Source organism: Actinopolyspora mzabensis (assembly GCF_900101095.1).
GTDB classification, from domain to species: Bacteria; Actinomycetota; Actinomycetes; order Mycobacteriales; family Pseudonocardiaceae; genus Actinopolyspora; species Actinopolyspora mzabensis.
This window is the reverse complement of sequence record NZ_FNFM01000007.1, coordinates 88,196-113,460: the sequence shown is the minus strand read 5'-3', so window position 1 is coordinate 113,460 and position 25,265 is coordinate 88,196. Positions and strand designations below refer to the sequence as shown.

Genomic DNA, 25,265 nt, shown 5'->3' with positions numbered 1-25,265 from the left:
GCTGCCGGAACCCCGGATCCCACCGACGGCCGAGTCAGATCATTCGGAAGTCCGCGAAGTCGAAGCCGGGCGAGACCACGCAACTGAGCAGGACGTCGGCCTCCCCGGTGTTCTCGGCACACTGCCAGTTGCCGGCGGGAATCAGTGACTGGGGCAGCTGGCCCGCAGCGAGGTCGGCACCCAGCGTGACCGTCTCCGTCCGCTCCGCCGGTTCGGCACCGTTGCCGGCGCCGTGCAGCAGCAGTGCGGGTCCCGAGTGCCACATCCACAACTCGTCCGACTCGACCCGGTGCCACCGCGAACGTTCGTCCGCCGGCAGCAGGTAGTGGATCGCCGTCGCACTGGGGCGCGGACCGCGATCCGACGGATGAGAGGTCGTGGTGCAGGTCCAGGTGCGCCGGTACCAGCCGCCCTCCGGGTGCGGCAGCAGATCCAGCAGTTCGGCGGTGGCACCCCTGGCTTCGAACGAGACGAAACGGCCGTCGGTGTCCCGCCGCGCGTAGCGCACCCCACGGACCGCCGCCCGGTCCAGTGGGCCGTAGACGTGGGGGAACAGGGTTTCCGCGGCCACGCCTTCCGGCGGTGCCGGAGCGGGAGGTTCCCAGCGCACGGGAGCGGACAACGCCGTGGCGTCCAGTTCGAGCAGCACCAGCTGCTCCTCGGCGGAACGGTAGAGCGTGTTGGCCACGGCCAACGTCGTCTCCGGATCCGGGGAGCAGTGCACGAACCCCTCCCGCTCCAGGGAGTCCGCGCCGATGTCCCCCTCCGGGGTCGAGTGGTAGGACTCCGAGGGAAGCAGGTGGAACAAGGTCGAAGTATTCACGATGACCAGTCTCCAGGGGTGTTCCGCGGCGTTGCGGGGGCCCCGCCGCGACGGGCCCGGTTCGGAGTCCGTTTCGTACCGGTGATGTTTCCTGGGACGCCGCGTCCGAGTGACAGGCGGGTAGTGTGGCCGCTCGAGCGAACGAGCAACCGGACACCGCAGCACTCCGATCACGAACCGGGAGCCCCATGCGAGCCGACAGCACCCCCGACCGCGACGCTTCCGCCGCCGAGCACTTCACCGGGAGCGCGGACAGCACTGTCAGGATCGCCGTCCTCGACGACTATCAGAACGTCGCCCGCGAGTTCGGGGACTGGCACACCCTGCCCGCCAACACCGAGGTGACCGTGTTCGACGAGCACATCGCTGACCCGTCGGAACTGGTACGCGAGCTCGAACCGTTCCACGTGGTCGCGGCGATGCGGGAACGGACAGCCTTCCCCTCGGAAGTACTGCGCGCGATGCCGAACCTGAAGTTGCTGGTCACTACGGGTATGGGAAACGCGGCCATCGACACGAGGGCAGCGGCCGAACTGGGGGTGACGGTGTGCGGCACCGGTAACGGGATGCGAGCCGGGGCCGACTGGAGCACCACCTCGGAACTCACCTGGGGGCTGATCCTGGCGGTGGCCAGAGCGATCCCCCGGGAGGATCGAGCCGTGCGTACGGGTGGCTGGCAGCACACCGTCGGCAAGGACCTCGCCGGCGGCACGCTCGGAGTCCTCGGGCTCGGGCGTATCGGTGCGCAGGTCGCCGCGGTGGGCCGTGCGTTCGGCATGGAGGTACTCGCCTTCAGCGAGAACCTCACCGCGGAACGTGCCCGGGAGGCTGGCGCCAGGGCGGTGGACAAGCGTGAGTTGTTCGCCGCCTCCGACGTGGTCACCGTGCACACCAAACTCGGCGAGCGAACCCGCGGACTCGTGGGGCGCGCCGAGCTCGATCTGCTGGGGCCGGACTCCATACTGGTCAACACCTCCCGTGGCCCGATCGTCGACGAGCGGGAGCTGCTTTCCGCGTTGCACGAGGGCCGCATCGGTGGTGCCGGGCTCGACGTCTTCGAGCGCGAGCCGCTCCCCGCGGACGATCCGTGGCGTCACGCGCCCCGCACTGTGTTGACTCCGCACATCGGTTACGTCTCGGAGAACACCTACCGGGCGTTCTTCACCGAAACGGTCGAGGACATCCGGCAGTTCCTGGCGGGGACACCGGTACGGGTGCTCAACGCGGACTGACGTGACGAACCGCCTCCCGCGCCTGTCGGCCTCGACAGGCGCGGGAGAGGGGAATCAGGCTTCGTCCGCGAGGTGGCGCACCCGCTCGATCAGCGCGGTGCGCTCGGCGGCGCTACCCGCCAGCGGCGTCACGTTCAGGGTGGTCACCCCCGACTCGCGGAACGCGGCGATGCGTTCGCGCACGTGGCTCTCCGGGCCGATCAGCGATGTCTTGGTCAGCAGCTCGCGGGGCACCGCCGCTGCCGCCTCGTCCTTCTTGCCGTCCAGGTACAGGTCCTGGATTCGTTCCGCCTCGGCCTCGTAGCCGTAGCGCCGGGCCAGGTTGTTGTAGAAGTTCTTGCCCTTGGCGCCCATGCCGCCGATGTAGAGCGCCAGCATCGGGCGCATCGAGTCGAGCAGCTCCTCCAGGTCCTCACCGATGGCCAGCGGGGCCTGTACCACCGTGTCCAGCTCCGGCAGTGTGGCGTCCCGTTTCGCTCTGCCCTCGGCCAGCGAGTCGCCCCACACCTCGGCGGCCCTCTCCGGAACGTAGAAGATCGGTTCCCACGCCTCGGCGATCTCCGCGGTCATCGCCACGTTCTTGGGCCCGATCGCCGCGATCATGATCGGGATCCGTTCCCGGACCGGATGGTTGACCAGCTTGAGTGGTTTGCCCAGACCGGTGCCCTCTTCGACGGGCAGCGGAATGTTGTAGTGCTTGCCCTCGTGGGTGACCTTCTCCCGGCGCCACACCTTGCGGCAGATCTCGACCAGTTCCCTGGTGCGTCCCAGCGGTGCCTTGTAGGGCAGCCCGTGGAAGCCCTCGATCACCTGTGGCCCCGAGGCGCCGATACCCAGCGTGAACCGTCCGCCCGAGACGAAGTCCAGTCCTGCCGCGGTCATGGCGGTCAGCGTCGGGGTCCTGGTGTAGACCTGCAGAATGCCGGAAGCGATCTCCAGTCGTTCGGTGCGTGCCGCGATGAACCCCAACTGGCTGACCGCGTCGAACGAGTACGCCTCCGGGACATAGACGATGTCCAGTCCGGCTTTTTCGTAGTCGACCAGCTCGTCGACCGTCTCCTTGAATCCCCCGCTGTAGTTCAGCGGCATCCCGATCCGCATACTGCTCGCTTCCTGCCGGTTGTGTTGCCCGTGGGGTTCGTGCACCCGCGCTCGACGCTCGGAACGGATGTGCCGGACCACCGAATCGCACACAGGTTACCGACGAGTACGGCGGTTGGGCAGTCCCCGCGCCGGAAGAGCCCTTCGCGGTGCCCTGCGCTCCGCGCATCGAGTTCACCCGCGCCCTACGCTGTGAACCGCCTCGGGAGGGGCTGAGGCGCCCCTGCTGCCGGCGGACTCCGATAGCACGAGCGAGGGAATCGCCGTGGTGTCTCGGTGCGTCGCGATCTTCCCGCGTAGCGTGTGCGGTGCGAACGGCAGCAACCACGGGAGGAACATCGTGGCGCTCGTAGTGCACATACTGATCACCGCCGTGGCGGTCTGGGTCACCACGGCACTGCCCGGGATCTCGCTCGGGGACCAGGGCGGAACCGGCGGGGCCGACGGGTTGGCCACCCAGACGTTGACACTGCTCGTCGTGGCCGTGGTGTTCGGCATCGTCAACGCGGTGCTCAAGCCGGTCGCCAAGACGTTGGGGTGCCTGCTCTACATCCTCACCCTCGGGCTGTTCGGGCTGGTGGTCAACGCGCTGTTGTTCTGGCTGACCAGCTGGATAGCCGGGAATCTCGATCTACCGTTCCACGTCGACGGTTTCTGGCCCGCCTTCTGGGGAGCGATCATCGTCACCGTTGTCAGCAGTGCGCTGCACGGCCTGGTACGCCGGGCCACCTCGCTCGGCGACTGACCCGGAAGCGCCCGGCCGACTTGCTCGACGTGGGGCGTCCGAAGCGGCTCCGGGAGTGCCCCTCGAATCTCGTCCCCGCTGGGGTACCGCGAACGGGAGCGGGGCGGAAGCTCGCCACCGGCTGGGGCCCGGTCGGTGGGAGGGCCGGCTGTCCGGGCGAGTTCCCGCCCTTTCCTCGCCGGGAAGGGTTCCTGGAAGTGGTGAGACTCGTGCTGTTCTCGGATTCGTACTGGAATGCGCTTTCGCGTTGCAATCATTAATCGACTCGTCACCGGCGCGATCGTCCACACCGACCTCGATGGAGCCGATCCGTTCTCCTCGGGGGAACGGCTGATCCCGCGATATCTTAAAGTCACGTTCGGTTTTCGGGTGAACACGAAGAGTCATAGAATGATGATTCGAAGCACGGCATCGAACTAGAGGTAGGGGAGATGATCCGAAGTCCCGTCGAGCGGGCCCGTGGTCGTGTTGAAAATCCTCATCCGAAACGAGTTGTGTGAAAATCGGGAACAACGGCGGCCCCGGAGGAATCATGAATCGGTGGTAACTCGTTGCCGGGCTTCGTTGGAGATTGACTTCACGGGTATGTGACCACGTTCCGTTGGATATCACTTACGGAACCGGCTCGGGGTGGGTTGTCAACACTCGTCCGAGTCATGGAAGACGAATAAAGCACGCGCATTGCTGTGCGGCGCCACCCGCTACCCGAAGGGGAGAGAAAATCCCCGGAAAAGCGGACGGTCCGGGACGGCGTGCGTCCCGGACCGGCTTGGGTGGGCGATGCTGGGTTCGAACCAGCGACCTCTTCGGTGTGAACGAAGCGCTCTCCCGCTGAGCTAATCGCCCGTTGTCGCCTCTGCCGCAGCGACAACAAGAAGCTTACACGATCCTTTTCACGCCTGGAACAGGGGGGAGGCCAGCCAGCTCCACTGCAGACCGAGGAAGTCTCCGACCAGGTCAAAAGCGCCGATGAGCCAGAGGGTGGCCACCACTACGAGTCCGGTGGTCGTCATCACCGTCAGTCGTGTCGCCGGGTGCTGCCGGGACAGCCAGTGGATCCAGCGCTGGTAGTGGTGTTTGGCGAACATGTTCACGTGGTGTGCCCAGGCGAATTCGGTTGCGAGCAGTCCGAGGCCCGCGAACACGCACAGCCAGCCGGGCCCCGGGTAGGGAATCATCACTATGCCCAGCAGGAGTACCACTCCGCCGAGCAGTCCGAGGCCGAAGCGGTAAAGGGTGTTCAGTGCCGGTCTGGCGCGTATTCGTTCCCGGCGCGCGCGAAAGCGCTCTCGTAGGCGGTGCACACGTGCGCGCCAGCCCGAGAGGTGTGCGTCCGGCGGTTCGTTCTCGCGGTGTTGCGAACCGGGCTCTGCTGTCTTACTCAGAACACACCTGCCTGCCGACCGATCCTGCTTTCCGGGTGAGCTCGGCCCCATGTCATCCTGGCGGTACTACAGGGGACTCCCCGTCAGTGTCTCAGCCTACGTGGTGCTGCAGTGCCTGTAGAGTGGCTCGTGCGGCGCATATTTTCGTTCCGGACGTTCGTCATGGGTGCGGCGATGATGTGATCGTGTATATCACAGTGTGACACCGGTCTCGCTTTTGGGTTTCGGGTTCAGGCGTGAAAACCCGAGAGTGGAGTATTTGATATTAGCCCGTTTCGGTGAACATTTGTGGTGTGCCTCTCGCGGGGCTCTTGTGTGAAACGGCTTGTCGTACAACTATCGACTATCCTGAAAACAGCGTCCCGTGGTGGCCGCGAGGCATCGACCGGTTCAGTGCTTGAGCGTTGTGGTGGCCGTCCGGGGGCGTCGTTGACGGGTTCGTACACGTTCCCGGCCGGGGGTGGTGCGGGTGGGTCGCACGAGAAGGTTCGGAAGCATTATTTCGGCTTGCCGCGGAACCGGCCGGGGCGCCGATTGCGGATCGGTGGGATCGGTGGTTTTCTTCGAGGCGGTGAGGCTCGTGTTGATGAATCGCGGAATTTGTACACCCCCTGGAGTTGTTGGCTACGCTACGGAGTTCTGCGGTCGCTCAGCGAATTAATTTTCCCCCGTACGGGTGATCTATTCGTTGGTTGCGAGCGAACGGACCCGGATAACCGTCACAACTGTGTAGCTCGGTCGACTTCGCTGCGACCGGGAGGGAGTTAGGAAGGCGAGGACGATGCGTAACGATCATGTGACCCTTCGTTCGACAGCGGTGTTCGATCTGCTGGCCCCGCAGACGCCCGCCGTTCCGGTTCAGGTGGAACTGCGGTACGACACCCGCGACCCCTACGCCGTCGTCGCGGCGTTCCGCACCGGCCGTGCCGGCTGGGTCGAGTGGGTGTTCGCGCGTGATCTGCTGGCCGACGGGCTGATCGCGCACGCGGGTGAGGGCGACGTGGCGATCAGGCCCGCCGCCGACGACCCCGAGGTCGTGGTGATCGAGCTGAGCTCACCCTCGGGACATGCCGTGTTCGAGGCGTCCGCCCAGGAGCTGGCGGACTTCCTGGATCGCACCTACGACGTGGTGGTGCCGGGCAACGAGGGGCTGTGGGTCAGTATCGACGAGGCGATCACGAGGTTGTTGCCGCACGACCTCTCGTGATCGTGCGTCGCCTGTGATTCCGCGTTGTGCCGACCCGCGGGTGGTGACGGCGGGCTCCGGCCCGCTGTCGTGCTGATTGTCAGCACAGGACCCCCCGGTTCGATCGCCGTTCACGGCGTGGTCTAGAGTTTTGACCGAACACGGCGGAGGCGCCGAGCGGAGGAGTTCGGCCCCGTCGTGAGTGCGGATGTAGCGCAGCGGTAGCGCATCACCTTGCCAAGGTGAGGGTCGCGGGTTCGAATCCCGTCATCCGCTCTGTAGCCGACCGGATCGTCCGAGCGACGTTGCCACCGGTGGCTTCGGCGGAGTGGCCGAGTGGCTCAGGCAAGGGCCTGCAAAGCCCTGTACGCGGGTTCGATTCCCGCCTCCGCCTCGCGCGATTAGCTCAGCGGGAGAGCGCTACCTTGACACGGTAGAGGTCACTGGTTCGATCCCAGTATCGCGCACCGGTTCCACCGTGGTTCGACCACGGTGTCTCGACGCCGCGGCCGCCGTTCCGGGGGACTCGGCCTCGCTGTTTTCCGGGTGGTGTCGCTGCTCCCGCTCTGACCCGATCCGGGTGAGCGGGTCCGGGTGATCGGACGGGTTCGCCTCTCTTCCCGGTCCTGCAGCCTTTTCGGCGCCACTCTCGCAAGCCTCATCGCCGCGTTTCCACTCGTGCGCTCGCTCGCGCCGGGACTCGTTGGCCCTCCAGGTGGTGCCACGGCCCTAGAGCCCGCCTGTGTGCCCCCGCCCGACTGACCCGCCCGACTGTCTTCCGGTCGACTGCGACGTGCGACAGCCGGGCGGGGATGCGGACTCAGCGCGTAAGCAGCGAGCGCAGGAAGAACCCGATGTTGGCCGGGCGTTCGGCCAGCCTGCGCATGAAGTAGCCGTACCACTCCTCACCGTAGGGCACGTAGACCCGAAGGTTGTGCCCCGCGGCGGCGAGGCGGCGCTGTTCGGCGGGCCGGATGCCGTAGAGCATCTGGAACTCGTAGCTGTCGGCACCGCGTCCGTGACGCTCGGCCAGCTCGGCGGCGATGGCGATCATGCGGGGATCGTGAGTGGCGATCATCGGATGTCCCTCACCCGCCATGAGCGCCCGCGTGCAGCGCACGTAGGAGCGGTCCACTTCCTGCTTGTCCTGGAAGGCCACCGAGGCGGGCTCGGAGTAGGCCCCCTTGCACAGTCGGACCCTGGAACCCGCCGTGGCCAGGTCCCGGCAGTCCTGCTCGGTGCGGTGCAGGTAGGCCTGCAGCACCGCCCCTACCCAGGGGAAGTCCACACGTAGGTCGGACAGCGTCCGCAACGTCATGTCCGTGGTCGTGTGGTCCTCCATGTCCAGGGTGACCGTGGTGCCCACCGCGGCAGCGGACTCGCAGATCCGGCGGGCGTTGTCCAGCGCGATCTTCTCCCCGTCCGGGGAGAGCTGCTGCCCCACCGCCGAGAGCTTGACCGAGACCTCCGCGCGGTCGGCCAGTCCGGCGTGGTGCAGCTCCGAGAGCAGCTCCTGGTAAGCCCGTACCGTGTCGTCGGCCCGCGTGGCGTCGGTCGTGTCCTCCCCGAGATGGTCCAGGGTGACGTGCAGCCCCTCCTCGGCCAGCCGAGCGGTCACCCCGATCGCCTCGCGGGACTCCGACCCGGCCACGAACCGGTCCACCACCGTCCGGGTGAGTGGATTGGCCTCCACGAGCCCACGTATCGCACCGGACCGGGCCGCGGTCAGCATCACACTGCGCAGCATCTTTCATCTCCTCGCGGATCTCGGCCGGGTTCAGCCCTGGTGCGGGTAGGCGTGCTCGGTGGGGGCGTCGAACGTCTCCTTGACGGCGCGGGGATTGACCCAGCGCTGCAGGTTGAACATCGAGCCGGCCTTGTCGTTGGTTCCGGAGGCACGTCCACCGCCGAACGGCTGCCTTCCCACGATCGAGCCGGTGGGCTTGTCGTTGACGTAGAAGTTGCCCGCCGCGTGGCGCAGCCGTTCGTGGGCCTGCCCGATCGCGCTCCGGTCGTCGGCGAAGACCGCTCCGGTCAGTGCGTAGGGGCTGGTCTCGTCCACGATTCCCAGGATCCGCTCGTAGTCGTTGTCCTCGTAGACGTGCACCGCCATGATCGGTCCGAAGTACTCGGTCGTGAACGCCTCGTCGTAGGGGTCGGTTCCCACCATGACGGTGGGCTGCACGAAGTAGCCCACCGAGTCGTCGTACTCGCCGCCCGCGAGGATCTCCAGCGACGGTTCGTTCGCCACCCGGTCGATCGCGGCCTTGTGCTTGGCGAAGGCGCGGTGGTCGATGACCGCCGCACCGAAGTGCGAGAAGTCGGTCGGGTCACCGTAGGTGACACGGCGGGTGGCTTCGACCAGGTTCTCCCGCATACCGGATTCCCAGAGCGAGCGCGGGACGTAGGCACGCGAGGCCGCCGAGCACTTCTGCCCCTGGTACTCGAAGGCGCCGCGTACGAGGGCCGTGACCACCTTGTCGGAGTCGGCCGAGGGGTGTGCGACCACGAAGTCCTTGCCGCCCGTCTCGCCGACGATGCGCGGGTAGCTCCGGTAGCCGTCCAGATTCTCGCCGATGGTCTTCCAGAGCTTCTTGAACGTGGCGGTGGAACCGGTGAAGTGCAGTCCCGCCAGGTCCGGGTCGGTGAGCGCGACCTCGCCCACGGCCTGCCCGTCGCCGGTGACCATGTTGATCACTCCCGGCGGCAGTCCGGCCGCCTCCAGCATGCGCATGGTGAAGTGCGCGGCGAACTGCTGGGTCGGGGTCGGCTTCCACACCACCGTGTTGCCCATCAGCGCGGGCGCCGTGGGGAGGTTGGCCGCGATCGCGGTGAAGTTGAAGGGGGTGATCGCAGTGACGAACCCGTCCAGCGGGCGGTACTCCATCCGGTTCCACTCGCCGGGTACCGAGTTGGGCTGCTCTGCGAGGATGCGGCGCGCGAAGTGCACGTTGAACCGCAGGAAGTCCGCCATCTCGCAGACCGCCTCGATCTCGGCCTGGTGCACCGACTTGGACTGCCCCAGCATGGTGGCGGCGTTGATGGTGTCCCGCCACGGGCCCGACAGCAGGTCCGCCGCGCGCAGCATCACGGCGGCGCGCTCGTCGAAGGGCATCGCCGCCCAGTCCGCGGCCGCGTCCTTGGCCGCCTGCACCGCCTCGGCGACGTCGGCGTTGGTCGCTTGCGCGCAAACGCCCAGAACGCGGGAATGATTGTGCGGTTGGACAACGTTGAACCGTTCGCCGCTCGCCATTCGCTGTTTGCCCGCGATGGTAGCGGTCAGTTCGATCGGCTCGGCCTGCAGCTCGGCGAGACGCCGCTGCAGCGACTCCCGTTCGGCGCTTCCCCTGGCGTAGGACTTGACCGGCTCATTGGCCGGCACCGGGACCGAAGTGATGGCATCCATGACCTTACGCCTCCTCGCGCGACGTCGGTGTCGGTCGTGGGCCGGACGTGTCGCTACCGGCCCTTCCAATTGCCGAGGATAGAAGTTCCAGCGCCCGGTCGGCTTGTACGAGCGGCTATCGTTGACGGTGATGGATTGGTCGATCGAACAACCGGTCGCCGCTGAGTGGTACTCGGCGAGTGCGGGTGGCCACGAGGAGCAGCCGGGTACCACCGGGGTGGCGCTGCGGCAGCTGTTGATCGCGGTGGGCGAGCCGCTGGTCGACGTGCTGGCGGCCCCGGGCGGGTTCGACGTCGCCGTCCACGACGTGGTCATCCTCGACCCGGAGGAGGCCCCGGGGACGGGAGCCGGGGATCTCGTGCTGGTGATCGGTACCCGGGGGCGCTCGGCGGTGCCACTGGTGCGGCGGGTGGCCCGTTCCGGTGCCGCGGCCGTGGCGGTCAAGGTCGACGCGGATCAGGACGCGCGTGCGCTGCGGGAGGCGGCCATCGGCGGTGGCATCGCGCTGCTCGGGGTGCGCCCCGACGTGCGGTGGGAACAGCTGGAGTCGTTCGCGCGGTCGGCCGTGGAGAACGCCCGGTTGACCGGTGAGGCCGACGTGGGGGAGACGCTGGGGGACCTGTTCTCGCTGGCCCAGACCGTGGCGGCACTGACCGAGGGCATCGTCAGCATCGAGGACACCGCCAACCGCGTGCTCGCCTACTCGCGCTCCGACGACGAGGTCGACGAACTGCGCAGGCTGTCCATTCTCGGCAGACGCGGTCCGGAGTCCTACCTGGCCATGCTGCGGGCGTGGGGCATCTACCAACGGCTGCGCGGTGGCGAGGAGGTCGTCCGGATCGAGCCGCGCCCCGACCTTGGGATCCGGCGGCGGATGGCCGTGGGCATCCACGCCGGGGCGCAGCCGCTGGGCACCATCTGGGTGCAGGAGGGCGCTCGCGGGCTCAGCGAGCACAGCGACCGGTCGCTGATCGGGGCGGCGCGGGTGGCCGCGCTGCAGTTGATCCGGCAACGCAGCGAGTCGACCATGGCTCCCCGCTTCCGGGAGAACCTGCTGACCGGTCTGCTGGAGAGCCGCATCGACGGGTACTCGGCCGCGGCCAACATCGGTGCCGATCCCCGGAAATCCGCCGTGGTGGTGGTGCTTACCCTGCGCCCGAGGGAGCACACCGGGGTTTCCAACCGCTCCGAGATCGAGCTGGAACGCGCCGAGATGACCAGCCTGATCTCGGTGCACGCCGCTTCCTACCGGCGCAGCGCGCTGGTGACCACGATCGGTTCCCGGGTTTACGTGCTGTTGCCCGATCTCCCGGAGCGACACGCCGAATCGGCGGTTTCCGGGCTGGCCCAGGAGATCGTCACCGCGGCGCGGGGCCAGCTTCGCTCCGGTGTCCAGGCGGGCATCGGTTCGGTCGTAGCCACGCTGGACGACGTCCCGGTGTCCCGCATCGAGGCCGACCGCATCCTCGACGCCCTCGGGCACGACCACACCGCAGAGGTCGCCACCATCGACGACGTCCGATCCCGGGTGCTGCTCAGCGAGGTGCTGACGATGCTGCGGGACAACGAGCGGGTGCGCGATCCCAGGCTGGCGACCCTGCGTGCCCACGACGCGGACAACGGCACCGAGTTCGCCCGCTCGCTGTTGTGCTACCTGGAGTTCTTCGGTGATGTTCGAAGTGCCAGCCTGTCGTTGCACGTGCACCCCAACACCCTGCGCCACCGGGTCCGGCGGGCCGCCGAGATCAGCGGTGTCGACCTCGACGATCCCGCCGAACGGCTGAGTGTGCAGCTACAACTGTTGCTGTTCCGGCAAACCGAGCCCCGGCCGCGGAGCTGAACGTGCCGTTCCCCACCCCCTCGGCGCACCGGATTTTCCGGTCGGTGGTGGGCGGGACGAACGCGGTGCGAAATCACCGTGACGCTCCCGGCGCCCGCTCGTTGAGCAATTGATGTTTCCCGATCGCGAACGTCGACCGGGCGTGTGCTCCCCGAGCGCTCGTGCCCGCGGCGCGACCGGTCAGGTGCGCCGATCGGCGAAACTCGTGGAACGTGCGAGCAGTCCTGGTGGGCGGAGAGTGAGAGATCGATGGCTGGTTACCGCAAGGTGGTCGTCGGAACCGACGGGTCGTCCCCTTCGATGCACGCCGTCCGGCGCGCCGCGGAGTTGGCGGGTGACTCGGCCGAACTGGTGATCGTCTGCGCGTACTATCCCAACAGCAGGCGCGACGTGGAGCGCGCGCAGGACGAGATGGGGCAGGAGGCCTTCCAGGTGGTCGGTTCCGCGCCCGCCGAGGACAGTCTGCGCGACGCCACCGATCACGCCCGTTCCGCCGGAGCGGGCAGTGTCGATACCGTGTCCGTGTTGGGTCCGCCTATCGACTCGCTGATCGAGACCGCCGAGCGTCGTTCGGCCGATCTGCTGGTGGTCGGCAGCCGCGGCCTGAACACCCTGAAAGGACGAATCCTGGGATCGGTGCCCTCGGAGGTATCCCGACGTTCGGAGTGCGATGTGCTCGTCGTTCGAACCACACGATGATTTCGTGGCGCCGGACAATCCGGTGGAGCGGGCGTTGCTCGGCGGCGAGCCCCGCTACCGCAAGGCCGAGGTGGCCCGGTTGGCCGGCGTCGAACTCTCCAGGGCCGAGCGGCTCTGGCAGGCGATGGGCTTCGCGCACGTCGCTCCCGAAGCCGTGGTGTTCACCGATTTCGACGTGGACGCCATGCGAACGGTGGACAAGCTCGTATCGGCCGAAGTGATTCCGCCGGAGCTGGAGACCGCGGTCGCCCGTTCACTGGCGCAGACGATGTCGCGGTTGGCCGAGTGGCAGCTGGGGATCTTCAAGGCAGTGCTCGGTGATACCTTCGCCACCGACATCGAAACCACCGCCGAGGTCGCCGAGGCGATCCTGCCGGTGATGGAGAACCTGCAGGGCTACGTCTGGCGCAGGCACCTCTCCGCCATCGCCGCACGGGAACTCGACGAGGCCGACACCGGGCCGGAAGAACCCACCGTGGTGGTGGGCTTCGCCGACATCGTGGGCTACACCCGGTTGGTGCGCGACTACAGCGAACGCGAACTGGCGCGGCTGATCGACGACTTCGAGGACCTGGTCACCAGGGTGATCGCCGAGAACCACGGTCGAATCGTCAAGACCGTGGGGGACGAGGTGCTGTTCGTGGCGGACACGGTTCGCGACGGGGCGGAGATAGCGCTCTCGCTCAACGAGAACGTCGCGCGGGAACCCGACCTGCCGCCGTTGCGGATCGGCCTGGCTCACGGCACAGTGCTTGCCCGGTTCGGTGATGTCTACGGCTCCACCGTCAACATCGCGAGCAGGCTGACCACGTTGGCCAGGCCCTCGTCGGTGCTGGTGGACCGCGAGTGCGCGGCCGGATTGCGCCCCGAGTCGGGTTTCGTGCTGACCTCGCTCGGGCCGAACAAGGTCTCCGGTTTCCGTGGCTTACGGGCCTGGGCGCTGCGCCGTTCCGAGTGATGCCGGACAGGGCCTGGTGCTCCCGGAGTAGTATCGCGTGGACGGTTTGCGTATTCTGCCATGTTTCTCGCGAATCGGGATGCTCACACCGGCGGTGCGGCTTAGAGTCGTAGATCATGGAGAGCGATCCGCCCGCCGCACCCGATCGTGTCGAACACTCCGATGAAGTCGCCGCGCTGACCGCGCGCTACGGCCGCATTCCCGCCTCCGAACGAGTCCGCCTGGCCAAGTCCACTTCGAATCTGTTCCGATTCCGCGCACCGGTCAGCGGCGGGCTCGACGTAACCGGTCTCGACAGGGTTCTTCGGGTGGATCCGCGACGGCGGGTCGCCGACGTGCAGGGTATGACCACTTTCGAGGACCTGGTCGCCGCGACGCTGCCGTACGGGCTGATGCCGCTGGTCGTGCCGCAGCTGAAGACGATCACCCTCGGCGGGGCCGTGGCGGGTCTGGGGATAGAGGCGTCGTCGTTCCGCAACGGGCTGCCGCACGAATCCGTGCTGGAGATGGAGATCCTCACCGGTGACGGCGGCGTCGTGCTGGCGCGGCCCGACAACGAGCACGCCGAGCTGTTCCGCGGCTTCCCGAACTCCTACGGCTCACTCGGCTACGCACTGCGATTGCTGATCGAACTCCAGCCGGTGCGGGACTACGTGCGGCTGCGGCACGTGCCGTTCGACTCGACAGCGTCCTGTGCCGAGGCGATCGAGCGCATCGGCCGTTCGGGGAGCTGGAACGAACAGCGGGTGGACTTTCTGGACGGTACCGTGTTCGGCGCGAACGAGCTGTATCTGACGCTGGGCACCTTCACCTCGCGAGCGCCGTACACCAGCGACTACACCGGTAACCGGATCTACTACCGCTCGATTCGCGACCGCGAGGTGGACCACCTGCGTACGCACGACTACCTGTGGCGCTGGGACACCGACTGGTTCTGGTGTTCCCGCGCTTTCGGCGCGCAACACCCCGCGATCCGCCCGTTCTGGCCACGCCGGTTGCTGCGGTCGGACGTCTACCGCAGGCTCGTGTCCCTCGATCAGCGGCACGGACTGTCCGAACGGTTCTACCGGCTGCGCGGCCGTCCCAGCCGCGAACCGGTGATCCAGGACGTCGAGATCCCGCTCGACCGGTTGGCAGAGTTCCTGGAGTTCTTCCACCGCGAGATCGGCATCAGTCCGGTGTGGCTGTGTCCGGTGCGGCTGCGCGACAGCCAGGGCTGGCCGCTCTACCCCATGGATCCGGCGACGCTCTACGTCAACGTCGGGTTCTGGGCCACGGTGCCGTTGGGTGAGGGGCAGTCCGTCGGCACGTACAACCGGGCCATCGAGGCCGAGGTGAGCGAGCTCGACGGGCACAAGTCGTTGTACTCGACCGCGTACTACGAGCCCGAGGAGTTCTGGCGCCGTTACGACGGAGCCACGTACCAGCGGTTGAAACAGCGCTACGACGAGGCGGGCAAGCTGCCCGATCTCTACGACAAGTGTGTGCTGGGCACCTGAGCACGCTCGGTGGCCCCCCACGGCTACCGGTCCGGGGGCCGGTCGTCGTTGTCAGGTCGATATGGAGGGTTCGACAATGGCATTGGCAGCCGTGTTCGCACGTCTGTTCGGTGACGATCTGCCGATCGAGTTCCGCGCCTACGACGGCAGCCGGAGCGGCCCTTCCGGCTGCTCCTCGGCCATAGTGGTCAATTCTCCGCTGGCACTGGCTCACCTGGCCACGGCTCCTGGGGAACTGGGACTGGCGCGGGCCTACATCAACGGCCACATCGAAGTGCAGGGCGACATGTACACCGCCCTGGCCGCGTTTCCGTCCGTCGTGATGTCCCACATGCCCTGGAAGCTGCGTGCCCGGCTGGCTGTGAGGTTCGCGGGCTACCGCTTGTGGTGGCCCGTTCGGCCGCCGGAGCAGGAGAACCGGGCTCGCATCGGCAGGAGACACTCCAAACGCAGGGACAGCGAAAGCGTCTCGTACCACTACGACGTGTCGAACCTGTTCTACGAGTGGGTGCTCGGGCCCTCGATGACCTACACCTGCGCGGTGTTCGAGCGAAGCGACGCGAGCCTGGAGCAGGCGCAGTACACCAAGCACGGTCTCGTCGCACGCAAGCTCGGACTCGAACCGGGCATGCGGCTGCTGGACATCGGCGCTGGCTGGGGCGGCATGGTGCTGCACGCGGCCGAGCACTACGGGGTGCGCGCCCTCGGGGTCACGCTCTCACGTGCCCAGGCCGAGTGGGCGCAGCGGGTCATCGCCGACCGGGGGCTGGGCGAGTTGGCCGAGGTGCGCTACCAGGACTACCGAAACGTGCCGGAATCCGGCTTCGACGCGGTGAGCTCGATCGGGCTCACCGAGCACATCGGGCGGGAGCAGCTGCCGGAGTACTTCAACTTCCTGCGGGAGAAACTGCGCCCCGGTGGGCGACTGCTCAACCACTGCATCACCCGTCCGGACGGTTCCTATCCGGCCAGGGCGGGCAAGTTCATCAGCCGCTACGTCTTCCCCGACGGTGAGTTGGAGCCGCCCGGCGAGCTCATGTCCCGGATGCACGACCACGGTCTGGAGGTGCGGCACGAGGAGAACCTGCGTGAGCACTACGCGCTGACGCTGGCGGGTTGGTGCGCGAACCTGGAGCGCAACTGGGGTAAGGCCGTGGCCGAGGTGGGACACGCCCGCGCCAGGGTGTGGCGGCTGTACATGGCGGCCTGCCGGCTGGCCTTCGAGAGCAACGAGATCCAGCTGCACCAGATGCTGGGAGTGCGCTCGGCGGGCGGGGTCAGCCCCATGCCGCTGCGTCCGGACTGGTGAGCCGAGGCCGCTCCCGTGCTGGTGCGGCCCTTCTGCCGCCCCGGTGCTCCCGTGCCGATCGAAACTCGCTCGTGACGTCCTCGACGAGGAGGATCGAACCGCCTTCGAGTGAGAGTTTCGGGGCGCGCTGTGGGAAGTCGCCCGGGACTTCGACACCTCGCACCTCCACGACGTCCTCATCCGGTGGGGGGCGATGCGGCACAGCCGACCAGCCACGAGGAACGGGACGCCGTCGAACGGCCGAACGCGGTGATTTCTCGAAAGATCAGCAGGTATGACCCGAAGTCGGATCGTTGGACGACAACGACCGACAACGGGACGATCCCGATTACGTTCGTTCTCGGTGAGAACGTGCTTCAGGTGAACATACTACGGGTGCGGGATCTCCGAACGCGTCGATCAGTCGTTCGGTGAAACGTCGTCCAGTGACACCGCGGGGATCAGTTCGGAGACCGGGTCGCGCACCCACCAGACGCCGGACTCGCGTTTCTCGGCCGCGGTGCTGAACCGGTACCGGAACAGCCGGGCGCGGACGTAGCGCGGGGCGGTCTCCCGGAACGGGTTGTGCCGCAGCAGCGACAGGATCCGCCGTTCGTCCCGCAGCATCGCCACCAGTAGCCGTTCCAGCCATCCCCTCCCGTAGGACGGCGAGATCGCCACGAACCACATCAGCCAGTCCAGCCGCAGGTGATACGGCGCCACCTGCGGCGAACGCCGCGTCACGTCCCCGGGCTTGCCCCGGAAGCCGTACTCCCGCCATTCGCCGTCCGTGCCGTAACCCTCCAGCACCACCTCGAACCGAACCCGGGTGACGCTGCCGAAGGCGCCGTAGGTGTTGGCCAGGTGCAGCTTGTTGAAGCTGCGGTTCATCACCTGGCCGCGCCCGATCATGTTGCGGATCGGCCAGTAGCTGAGTACGACGATCAGCACGGTCAGGGCCGCCACCGTCGCCCGATACCACATCGGACCGGCGGTGCCGGCCACCGAGCCCGGTGTGAGCGCGTCCACCGGAATCCAACCGAGCAGCGTGGTGTCCATCGCCGCGAACGCCAGCGTGACGGTGATCAGGTTCAGCCAGGCGAAGTTGCCGCTGAGCATCAGCCAGCCCTGCGTCACGATCATGATCAGCGCGGCGATCGTGGCCACCGGCTGCGGTGCCAACAGTCCGAAGGGCACCACCAGCTGGGTGAGGTGGTTGGCCAGTACCTCCACCTTGTGCAGCCCGCCGGGCAGCCGGTGGAACACCCGGCTCAACGGGCCGGGCATCGGCTGTGTCTCGTGATGGTGGTGCAGTGCGCTCAAGTCACGCCAGGAGGGGTCACCCCGCATCTTGATCAGTCCGGCACCGAACTCGACCCGGAACAGCAGCCAGCACAGCAGCCAGATCACCAACACTGGTGGTTCCGTGTGGGCGGGTCCGAGGAACACCGCGATAAAGCCGGTTTCCAGCAGCAGCGACTCCCAGCCGAAGGCGTACCAGATCCGCCCGATGTTGACCACGGACAGATACAGCGCCCACAGCACGAACCACACCGCCATCGAGGCCCAGATCGGAAGCAGGTCCGGCACCCCGCAGCACGCGGCCACGCTCAGCAGCAGCCCGAACCAGCCGCAACACAGCACGAAGCGGTCGGAGTAGTACAGGTGGAACAGACTGGGAGACCGACGGAAGCCCACGTTGCGCAGGAACCGCGGTGTCGGGGTGAGGCCGTGCGAGCCGAGCAGGGCGGGAAACTGGTTGATCACGCACAGGAAGCCCATGGCGTAGCACAGCGCGAGCAACCGCTGCACCACGAACCGCGCCGGGCCGTACTCCGGTGCCCAGAACCAGTCCCAGCCCATCGCCACTCCGCTCCACGAGCCGACCGACCGGCCCGCGCACCTGTGAGCGAGGCGCGGGTCGTCCCTTCCGGTCGGACGGTAGGAGCGTTACCGACTCCGGTCGAGCTCCCGGCAGCCGGTGGCGTGCCGTGTCACCGCCTCAGGGGTGTTTCCGTCAGTTCTCGTCGTCGCGGCTGAGGCGTACCATCTCGTCGCGTTCGACGACCTTCATCCGCTCCCGGCCGCGCTGTTCCCCGAGGGAGCGTTCGTGCTCGTCCAGCATGTTCCAGCCCTGCCAGGTCGTGTAGGCCACCCCGCGTTCCGCCAGCATGCGCGGAACGGCCTCCCCGTCGTGCCCCTCGGCCTCGGTGATGTCGGCCAGCATGTTGTTCACGGTTTCCAGCGCGTCGCCCTTGGTGTGGCCGATGAGCCCCACCGGGCCGCGCTTGATCCAGCCGGTCGTGTAGACGCCGGGGATGTGCTCCCCGTCCATGTCCAGCACCCGGCCCCCGTCGTGCGGGATCGTGCCGGAACGGTTGTCGAAGGGCACGTCCGGCAGCGCCGAGCTGAGGTAGCCGACAGCGCGGTAGACCGACTGCACCTCGACGGTCTCGAACTCGCCGGTGCCGTTCACCGAGCCGTTGCCGTCCAGCTCCATGATCTCGGTGCGTAGTCCTTCGACCCGGTCCGTTCCGAGTACCTCGACGGGTCGCCGAAGGAAGTGGAAGTGCAGCCGCCGCCGGGTGTCGCCCTTCGGATCCCGCAGCGCCCAGTCCTGCAGCGTTTTGACCACGGACTTGACCTGGTTGTTGGTCCTGATGGCCTCTTCGCTGGCCTCGTCGAGCTCGAAGCCCTCGGGGTGCACGATCAGCTCCATCTCCGACTGGTGGTCGAGCTCGCGCAGCTCCAGCGGAGTGAACTTGGTCTGGGCGGGGCCGCGCCGTGCGAACAGGTGCACGTCGGTCACCGAGGAGTCGCGCAGCGCGTTGTACACGTTGTCCGGGATTTCTGTGCTCAGCAGGTCGTCGGCCTGCTTGGCGAGCACGCGCGCGATGTCGAGGGCCACGTTGCCCGCGCCGAGCACGGCCACGCTGCTCGCGTCGAGGTTCCAGTCGCGAGGGGCCTCGGGGTGCCCGTCGTAGAACGAGATGAACTCGGAAGCGCCGTGGCTGTGCGGCAGGTCGATCCCCGGAATGTCGAGCTCCCGGTCGTCGGCGGCTCCGGTGGAGAACACGACGGCGTCGTAGTGCTGCCGCAGATCCGCCAGCTTGCAGTCCACGCCGTACTCCACGTTGCCGAAAAATCGGATCTCCGGTTTGTCCATCACCTTGTGCAGGGCACTGACGATGCCCTTGATGCGGGGATGGTCGGGTGCGACTCCGTACCTGACCAGTCCGTAGGGGGCGGGCATTCTGTCGAACAGGTCGATCTCGACCGGCGTTTCGGATTTGGTCAGGATGTCCGAGGCGTACACGCCGGCGGGGCCGGCTCCGATCACTGCTACTCGAAGCGGATGGCTCACGGCGGTCCTCCTGGGCGCGGTGCCCTCGTGTTGCTGACTGAGGTCGGTTCGTGGGCGGGGCCTGGCCGGCGCCCGTTCCGCACTGCCGAGCGCCTCGGCTCGCGGTCGGTCGCCCGGCGAATACGACCCTCCCGAAACAGCTTAGGCATACCTAAATGCCTGACCCGCGATGTGGACGGGTGATGCTGGTTACACCCCCGAACGGAGTAACGGCATATCGAATGGGGGTGGGCACCGACCGTGCGTGATCAGGCGCGTGGGGTAAGGGATAGGATTCGTGTTGATCTCTCGGTGGTGCTCCCGGTGAAGCCGGGGAGGGGTGGGCGCACCGTGGACCTGACGGACCAATCACAACTGGGCCGAGGTATCGGGGGGTGCCATTGGTGGCCCACGACCAAAGGAGCTTCCATGACCGACCCCAGTCGGTTGCCCTCGGACGTGGATCTCGAGACAGCCAGTGCGGCGCGATGCTACGACTACTACCTGGGTGGCTCGCACAACTTCGAGGTCGACCGTGAGCTCGGCCGCAAGGCCGAGGAGCGGGTGCCGCACGTCAAATCACTGGCGCAGGACAATCGGGCCTTCCTGCGCAGGGCGGTCCGATACTGCCTCCAACAGGGGATCAGGCAGTTCCTCGACATCGGCTCCGGCATCCCCACCGTGGGCAACGTGCACGAGATCGCCCAGGAGGTCGATCCGGAGTCGCGGGTGCTCTACGTCGACAACGAGCCGGTGGCCGTGGCGCACAGCCGCACGATCCTGCAGGGCAACGAGCGTGCCGATGTCGTCCAGGCGGACCTGGCCGAGATCGACGGGATCCTCGGCTCGGAACAGGCCGCGCGCCTGCTGGACCCGGAAGAGCCCATAGCCGTGATGATGGTCGCGCTGTTCCACTTCGTGCCGGACTCGGCGCGACCCGCCGAGATCATCCGGGCTTACCACGACCGGATGGCGCGGGGAAGTTTCCTGGGCTTCTCGCACGTCACAGGGGATGACTACCCCGAGTTCACCCAGAGCCTGATCGATCTCTACATCAACAGCAGTAATCCGGGTATCGCCCGCAGTCGCGCCGATGTCGCGAAATTACTGGCGGACTTCGAACTGGTGGAGCCGGGAGTGGTCCACGTGCCGGACTGGCGCCCGGACACCGAGGAGGACCGTTGGCAGGACCCGGCGCGCTCGCTGCTCTACGGCGCACTCGGCCACAAGGTGTAGTCCGATGAACGACACTTCTTCGGAACCGGGTGGTTCCGATCCCGAAGAACCCGCGGCCACGCCCGAGCGGGACCCCCGAGTGGCGGAGTTCGCCCGCCACTGGGCACGTGTGGTGATCGGCACGAGTTACGTGCCGATGGGACGTCCCGAGCTGTGGGAGTTCCTGGAAGAGCGCACCGAACGGTTGCTGCGGGCGCTGACAGCGGACTCGTTCCACTCCGGAAACGTGACCGGGGTGGCCGCCGATCTGGTCCGGGTCCACCTGGTCGACCCTCGCGCGCTGCGTCGCACGCTCGAACTGCTCGGCTCGCGGCTGCCTGGGCTGGCTCGGGAGCTGGGAGCCGTTCGGGGCGAGGCCGCCGAGCGGATGAACGAACTGCTGGCTTCGTTCGGCGAGGGATTCGCCGCCGCGGCTAAGCGGCGGGTGCTCGCCGATCAGGAGCTCGTGCAGCGGGCGGTGCGGGACGCACGGGACGTGGCCGAGGAAGCGCTGCGGGCCAGTGAGGCGCGTTTCCGGGCGGTGTTCGACACCTCCGCGCTGGGGATCGCCATCGTGGATCTGGACGGCCGGGTGCAGGACGTCAACGAGTCGATGGGGACGATCTTCCGCACCGACAGCTCGGAACTGCTCGGGTGCCGTGTCCTCGATCTGTGCGACCCCGACCATCGGGAGGTTTTCCAGGGCGAGCAGGACGCGCTCGTGGCGGAGGTGTACGAGCGGTTCATGGTGGAGGTCCCGTTCACCACCGACGACGAGTCGCTGGTGTGGACCCAGGTCTCCGGTGCGCTGGTACGGGACGCCGACGGTGAGCCGGAGTACCAGGTGGTGCTCTACGCCGACATCACCGACCTGCAACTGCTCAACGAGCGACTCAACACGCAGGCGACCACCGATCCGTTGACCGGGCTGGCCAACCGAACCCGGCTGCACACGGAAATGGACAAGGCCCTGTCGCCCGGTGCGGGTGCCCGGCGCGTCGGCATCTGCTACTTCGATCTGGACGGTTTCAAGACGATCAACGACAGCCTCGGGCATCCGATCGGCGACGAGCTGCTGCGCACCGTGGCGCTGCGCATGCAGGAGGTGGCCGAACAGCGCGGTGCGCTGGCCGCCCGGATGGGCGGCGACGAGTTCGTGCTGCTCGTGCCGGACACCGACGGGCCGGGTGGCATGGTGCCGCTCGTGGAACGAACGCTGGAGGTGATCCGGGAGCCCGTGCGGATCGGCAGCCACGAGTTGAAGGCTTCCGCCAGCGCGGGAGTGGTGGAGCAACCGGTCGCGGGCACCGACGCGCAACTGCTGCTGCGCGAGGCCGACATCACGCTGTACCGCGCTAAGGACGAGGGCAAGGCGCAGTGGGTGCTCTACGACGAGGAACGCAACAGCGCCGCGCGTCGCAGGTTCGAGCTCTCGGCCACCATGCCCGCCGCGTTGGACAACAACGAGTTCTTCGTGGAGTACCACCCGGTACGCAGCCTGGACGACGATCGCATCGTGGCGGTGCACGCCGAACCGCGCTGGGACCACCCCGAGCTCGGTGAGCTCGCTCCGTCACACTTCGTCGAGCTGGCGGAGAACACCGGAATGATCACTCGGTTGAGCGACTGGTTGTTGCGGCAGGTCTGTGAGCACGTCCGTGGCTGGTTGCACTGGTTGGGCGATCGCGCACCCGTCGCGGTCGTCGAGCTGTCCGGAAGGTATTTCCGAGACCCGGACCTGGTGAACGATTTCCGGAGTATCCTCGCCGACAGCGGAGTAACCGCGGATCGGCTGCGGCTGGGAGTTCCGGAGGACTCGCTGTTCGACGACGTCGGCGATCCCGTGGACACCCTCGGCATCGTTCGCGAGTTCGGTGCGGGTCTGGCGATCCGCGATTTCGGTACCCGCTACACCGACACGCGCAGGTTGCGGGAACTGCCGGTGACCTCGGTGCACATCTCGGGCCAGTACCTCACCCGGCTCGCCGATCGGCCCGAGTCCGACCCCCTGGACGAGCACCTGGCCGACAGCGTGATCACCGCCGCCCGGTTGTTGGGGATGTCGGTGGTGGCCGGTGGAGTGGACACCCGCGGGCAGGCCGAACGGCTGCGCGAGAAGGGTGTTCAAGCGGTGCGGGGTCACCACGCGGGTGCACCGTTCTCGGCCGGTGAGGTGGAACAGGTGCTCGCCGACTCGTTGGAGGGGGCGGGGTGAGCCTCTCCCCACGGGTTCGCGGCCGGTCCGGTGCGGAGCCGAGCCGGTGCGGGGCCGAGCCGGTGTGGGGAGACCCACGAGCCGGATGGCGGTGACCGGGGCGGCGGCCGATAGCATCGACAGGAGAGTTTCCCCGGTTCGGTGGTGGGCTCCTCCCCGAGAGCTCCGCCGAACCGGGTCCCGGCACACGTTCGTTCGAGCAGCAAACCGTAGGAGTAACCGTGTCAGTCTCGCCGCCCCAAGCCCAGCAGGAATCCCGGGTGAAGGTACCGGCGGGCACTACGGCCGGCGACGCCGTCCAGCAGGCGGGGTTGCCTTCCAAGGGCCCCGAGGCGGTCGTCGTCGTGCGCGACGACGAGGGACAACTGCGTGACCTGGCCTGGGTGCCCGAAACCGAGACCGAGGTGGCGGCCGTGGCGGCCGACACCGAGGAGGGGCGCAGCGTCATCCGCCACTCCACCGCGCACGTGCTGGCGCAGGCCGTGCAGCAGCTGTTCCCCGAAGCCAAGCTGGGTGTCGGGCCGCCGGTCAAGGACGGTTTCTACTACGACTTCGACGTCGACCGGCCGTTCACCCCGGAGGACCTGCAGGCGCTGGAGAAGCGTATGAAGCAGCTCGTCAAGTCCGGGCAGAAGTTCCGGCGCCGCGAGTACGGGTCGCTGGACGACGCGCGTGCCGAACTGGCCTCGGAGCCCTACAAACTCGAACTCGTCGATCTCAAGTCCGGCTCCGACGAGGTCGACACCAGCGAGGTCATGGAGGTCGGCGACGGTGAGCTGACCGTCTACGACAACATCGACCGCCACGGGGAGACCGTGTGGGGCGACCTCTGCAGGGGGCCGCACGTGCCGCACACCCGTTTCCTCCCCGCCTTCAAGCTCACCCGGGTCGCGGCCGCCTACTGGCGCGGCGACCAGAGCAACCGGCAGCTGCAGCGGATCTACGGGACCGCATGGGAGTCCAAGGAAGCGCTCGACGCGCACCTGGAGTGGTTGGCCGAGGCGGAACGCCGGGACCACCGAAGGATCGGGGCGGAACTGGACCTGTTCTCCTTCCCCGAGGAGGTCGGCTCCGGCCTGCCGGTGTTCCACCCCAAGGGCGGCATCATCCGCCGCGAACTGGAGGACTACTCCCGGCGCAGGCACGAGCAGGCCGGGTACCAGTTCGTCAACTCGCCGCACATCACCAAGAGCGCGCTCTTCGAGACCTCCGGGCACCTCGGCTGGTACGCCGACGGCATGTTCCCCCCGATGCACCTCGACGAGGAGCGCGACGAGAACGGGGAGCTGCGCAAACCCGGGCAGGACTACTACCTCAAGCCGATGAACTGCCCGTTCCACAACCTCATCTACCGCTCGCGCGGGCGTTCCTACCGTGAGCTGCCGCTGCGGTTGTTCGAGTTCGGGTCGGTGTACCGCTACGAGAAGTCCGGGGTGGTGCACGGCCTCACCCGGGTGCGCGGCATGACCCAGGACGACGCGCACATCTACTGCAGTCCGGACCAGTTGCAGGACGAGCTGAAGTCGCTGCTCGGGTTCGTGCTGGACCTGCTGCGTGACTACGGGCTGGAGGACTTCTACCTGGAGCTGTCCACCCGCAACGAGGAGAAGTACTCGGGCACCGACGAGCAGTGGCAGCGTGCCACCGACTCGTTGCGGGAGGCCGCCGAGAGCTCGGGGCTGGAACTGGTTCCGGACCCGGGCGGCGCGGCCTTCTACGGCCCGAAGATCTCCGTGCAGGCCAAGGACGCCCTCGGCAGGAGCTGGCAGATGTCGACGATCCAGGTCGACTACGACCTGCCGGAGCGGTTCGATCTGGAGTACACCGCCGCCGACGGTTCCAAGCGGCGCCCGATCAAGATCCACCGTGCGCTGTTCGGTTCCATCGAGCGCTTCTTCGGTGTTCTCACCGAGCACTACGCCGGTGCGTTCCCTGCCTGGCTGTCACCGGTGCAGGCCGTGGGGATCCCCATCGCCGACGAGCACCTGCCGCACCTGGAGCGCGTCTTCGACACGCTGCGTTCCAGGGGACTGCGGGTCGAGTTGGACAGCGGTGACGACCGTATGCAGAAGAAGATCCGCAACCACACCACCCAGAAGGTGCCGTTCATGGTGCTGGCGGGCGGCAAGGACGTCGAAGCCGACGCGGTCTCGTTCCGCTTCCGCGACGGGAGCCAGCTCAACGAGGTGCCGGTGGAGCAGGCCGCGGCGGCGCTGACCCACTGGGTACAGCGTCGCGAGAACGCTTCGCCGAGCGCGGAGAACTTCGGAGCGGAGCTGGCGTGACACGACTGCCCCACAACGGCACCGACGACGAGCCGGAGGAGCCCG

The 25,265-nt window shown here is 67.5% G+C and carries 18 protein-coding genes and 4 tRNA genes; 14 read left to right on the top strand and 8 right to left on the bottom strand.

Annotation, left to right across the window (positions count from 1 at the left end):
- Positions 1-34 precede the first annotated feature (34 nt).
- Positions 35-823 (bottom strand): cupin domain-containing protein, encoded by a 789-nt coding sequence (locus BLR41_RS13100; RefSeq protein ID WP_176797972.1) that lies wholly within the window; start codon positions 821-823, stop codon positions 35-37.
- Positions 824-1,011: 188 nt separating this feature from the next.
- Here BLR41_RS13100 and BLR41_RS13095 point away from each other — a divergent pair, with 188 nt between their 5' ends.
- A complete protein-coding gene (locus tag BLR41_RS13095) occupies positions 1,012-2,055 on the top strand; it encodes a D-2-hydroxyacid dehydrogenase family protein (protein WP_092628539.1) in 1,044 nt (347 codons plus the stop codon).
- 54 nt (positions 2,056-2,109) lie between these two features.
- On the opposite strand, the gene BLR41_RS13090 is transcribed toward BLR41_RS13095, so the two are convergent.
- The gene (locus tag BLR41_RS13090) at positions 2,110-3,156 is read right to left on the bottom strand and encodes an LLM class F420-dependent oxidoreductase (RefSeq protein ID WP_092628762.1); all 1,047 of its coding nucleotides are present in this window, start codon (positions 3,154-3,156) and stop codon (positions 2,110-2,112) included.
- Positions 3,157-3,496: 340 nt separating this feature from the next.
- Here BLR41_RS13090 and BLR41_RS13085 point away from each other — a divergent pair, with 340 nt between their 5' ends.
- Positions 3,497-3,901: a phage holin family protein gene (locus BLR41_RS13085; RefSeq protein ID WP_092628760.1), complete on the top strand. Its 405-nt coding sequence runs from the start codon at positions 3,497-3,499 to the stop codon at positions 3,899-3,901.
- A 774-nt stretch (positions 3,902-4,675) separates the two neighbouring features.
- Here BLR41_RS13085 and BLR41_RS13080 read toward each other — a convergent pair.
- Both BLR41_RS13080 and BLR41_RS13075 read right to left on the bottom strand, forming a co-directional pair.
- A tRNA-Val gene (locus tag BLR41_RS13080) sits at positions 4,676-4,747 on the bottom strand.
- A 47-nt stretch (positions 4,748-4,794) separates the two neighbouring features.
- The gene (locus tag BLR41_RS13075; RefSeq protein ID WP_092628537.1) at positions 4,795-5,205 is read right to left on the bottom strand and encodes a TIGR02611 family protein; all 411 of its coding nucleotides are present in this window, start codon (positions 5,203-5,205) and stop codon (positions 4,795-4,797) included.
- Between the two features lie 862 nt (positions 5,206-6,067).
- Between BLR41_RS13075 and BLR41_RS13070 the strand changes: the two genes are divergently transcribed.
- From BLR41_RS13070 to BLR41_RS13055, 4 genes are all read left to right on the top strand, one after another.
- Positions 6,068-6,493, top strand: coding sequence for an SsgA family sporulation/cell division regulator (locus BLR41_RS13070; protein WP_092628535.1), 426 nt, complete (start codon positions 6,068-6,070; stop codon positions 6,491-6,493).
- A 183-nt stretch (positions 6,494-6,676) separates the two neighbouring features.
- Positions 6,677-6,748: transfer RNA gene (locus BLR41_RS13065), tRNA-Gly, on the top strand.
- Positions 6,749-6,794: 46 nt separating this feature from the next.
- A tRNA-Cys gene (locus BLR41_RS13060) sits at positions 6,795-6,866 on the top strand.
- A 1-nt stretch (position 6,867) separates the two neighbouring features.
- Positions 6,868-6,939 (top strand) — tRNA-Val (locus BLR41_RS13055).
- A gap of 353 nt (positions 6,940-7,292) precedes the next feature.
- Here BLR41_RS13055 and BLR41_RS13050 read toward each other — a convergent pair.
- Positions 7,293-8,219: a proline dehydrogenase family protein gene (locus tag BLR41_RS13050; protein WP_092628533.1), complete on the bottom strand. Its 927-nt coding sequence runs from the start codon at positions 8,217-8,219 to the stop codon at positions 7,293-7,295.
- Positions 8,220-8,249: 30 nt separating this feature from the next.
- Positions 8,250-9,878 (bottom strand): L-glutamate gamma-semialdehyde dehydrogenase, encoded by a 1,629-nt coding sequence (gene pruA / locus BLR41_RS13045; RefSeq protein ID WP_092628531.1) that lies wholly within the window; start codon positions 9,876-9,878, stop codon positions 8,250-8,252.
- Between the two features lie 217 nt (positions 9,879-10,095).
- On the opposite strand from pruA, the gene BLR41_RS13040 reads away from it, so the two are divergent.
- The 5 genes from BLR41_RS13040 to BLR41_RS13020 all read left to right on the top strand — a co-directional run bounded on the left by BLR41_RS13040 (position 10,096) and on the right by BLR41_RS13020 (position 16,183).
- On the top strand, positions 10,096-11,718 hold the full coding sequence (locus BLR41_RS13040) for a PucR family transcriptional regulator (RefSeq protein WP_342745377.1): 1,623 nt from the start codon (positions 10,096-10,098) through the stop codon (positions 11,716-11,718).
- Positions 11,719-11,967: 249 nt separating this feature from the next.
- Positions 11,968-12,417 (top strand): universal stress protein, encoded by a 450-nt coding sequence (locus BLR41_RS13035; protein WP_092628528.1) that lies wholly within the window; start codon positions 11,968-11,970, stop codon positions 12,415-12,417.
- Between the two features lie 4 nt (positions 12,418-12,421).
- Positions 12,422-13,375, top strand: coding sequence for an adenylate/guanylate cyclase domain-containing protein (locus tag BLR41_RS13030; RefSeq protein WP_245694122.1), 954 nt, complete (start codon positions 12,422-12,424; stop codon positions 13,373-13,375).
- Positions 13,376-13,491: 116 nt separating this feature from the next.
- Entirely contained in the window at positions 13,492-14,874 is a 1,383-nt protein-coding gene (locus tag BLR41_RS13025) for an FAD-binding oxidoreductase (RefSeq protein ID WP_092628526.1), read from the top strand.
- Positions 14,875-14,950: 76 nt separating this feature from the next.
- Positions 14,951-16,183, top strand: a complete 1,233-nt coding sequence (locus BLR41_RS13020; RefSeq protein ID WP_092628524.1) for an SAM-dependent methyltransferase — start codon at positions 14,951-14,953, stop codon at positions 16,181-16,183.
- A gap of 399 nt (positions 16,184-16,582) precedes the next feature.
- Here BLR41_RS13020 and BLR41_RS13015 read toward each other — a convergent pair whose 3' ends face one another.
- Together BLR41_RS13015 and BLR41_RS13010 are read right to left on the bottom strand one after the other, a co-directional pair.
- Positions 16,583-18,025, bottom strand: coding sequence for a lipase maturation factor family protein (locus BLR41_RS13015; RefSeq protein WP_092628523.1), 1,443 nt, complete (start codon positions 18,023-18,025; stop codon positions 16,583-16,585).
- Between the two features lie 154 nt (positions 18,026-18,179).
- A complete protein-coding gene (locus tag BLR41_RS13010; RefSeq protein ID WP_092628521.1) occupies positions 18,180-19,526 on the bottom strand; it encodes an FAD-dependent oxidoreductase in 1,347 nt (448 codons plus the stop codon).
- A 408-nt stretch (positions 19,527-19,934) separates the two neighbouring features.
- On the opposite strand from BLR41_RS13010, the gene BLR41_RS13005 reads away from it, so the two are divergent.
- From BLR41_RS13005 to thrS, 3 genes are all read left to right on the top strand, one after another.
- The gene (locus BLR41_RS13005; RefSeq protein ID WP_092628519.1) at positions 19,935-20,741 is read left to right on the top strand and encodes an SAM-dependent methyltransferase; all 807 of its coding nucleotides are present in this window, start codon (positions 19,935-19,937) and stop codon (positions 20,739-20,741) included.
- Between the two features lie 4 nt (positions 20,742-20,745).
- Positions 20,746-22,935: a putative bifunctional diguanylate cyclase/phosphodiesterase gene (locus tag BLR41_RS13000; protein ID WP_092628517.1), complete on the top strand. Its 2,190-nt coding sequence runs from the start codon at positions 20,746-20,748 to the stop codon at positions 22,933-22,935.
- A 221-nt stretch (positions 22,936-23,156) separates the two neighbouring features.
- Entirely contained in the window at positions 23,157-25,220 is a 2,064-nt protein-coding gene (thrS, locus tag BLR41_RS12995; RefSeq protein WP_245694120.1) for a threonine--tRNA ligase, read from the top strand.
- The last annotated feature ends 45 nt before the right edge of the window (positions 25,221-25,265 follow it).

Excerpts from the sequence above, each read along its gene's own strand:
- BLR41_RS13095 (WP_092628539.1), top strand. The coding sequence starts at position 1,012 with ATGCGAGCCGACAGCACCCCCGACCGCGACGCTTCCGCCGCCGAGCAC.
- BLR41_RS13090 (WP_092628762.1), bottom strand. The coding sequence starts at position 3,156 with ATGCGGATCGGGATGCCGCTGAACTACAGCGGGGGATTCAAGGAGACG.
- BLR41_RS13070 (WP_092628535.1), top strand. The coding sequence starts at position 6,068 with ATGCGTAACGATCATGTGACCCTTCGTTCGACAGCGGTGTTCGATCTG.
- BLR41_RS13050 (WP_092628533.1), bottom strand. The coding sequence starts at position 8,219 with ATGCTGCGCAGTGTGATGCTGACCGCGGCCCGGTCCGGTGCGATACGT.
- pruA (WP_092628531.1), bottom strand. The coding sequence starts at position 9,878 with ATGGATGCCATCACTTCGGTCCCGGTGCCGGCCAATGAGCCGGTCAAG.
- BLR41_RS13035 (WP_092628528.1), top strand. The coding sequence starts at position 11,968 with ATGGCTGGTTACCGCAAGGTGGTCGTCGGAACCGACGGGTCGTCCCCT.
- BLR41_RS13025 (WP_092628526.1), top strand. The coding sequence starts at position 13,492 with ATGGAGAGCGATCCGCCCGCCGCACCCGATCGTGTCGAACACTCCGAT.
- BLR41_RS13020 (WP_092628524.1), top strand. The coding sequence starts at position 14,951 with ATGGCATTGGCAGCCGTGTTCGCACGTCTGTTCGGTGACGATCTGCCG.
- BLR41_RS13015 (WP_092628523.1), bottom strand. The coding sequence starts at position 18,025 with ATGGGCTGGGACTGGTTCTGGGCACCGGAGTACGGCCCGGCGCGGTTC.
- BLR41_RS13005 (WP_092628519.1), top strand. The coding sequence starts at position 19,935 with ATGACCGACCCCAGTCGGTTGCCCTCGGACGTGGATCTCGAGACAGCC.
- BLR41_RS13000 (WP_092628517.1), top strand. The coding sequence starts at position 20,746 with ATGAACGACACTTCTTCGGAACCGGGTGGTTCCGATCCCGAAGAACCC.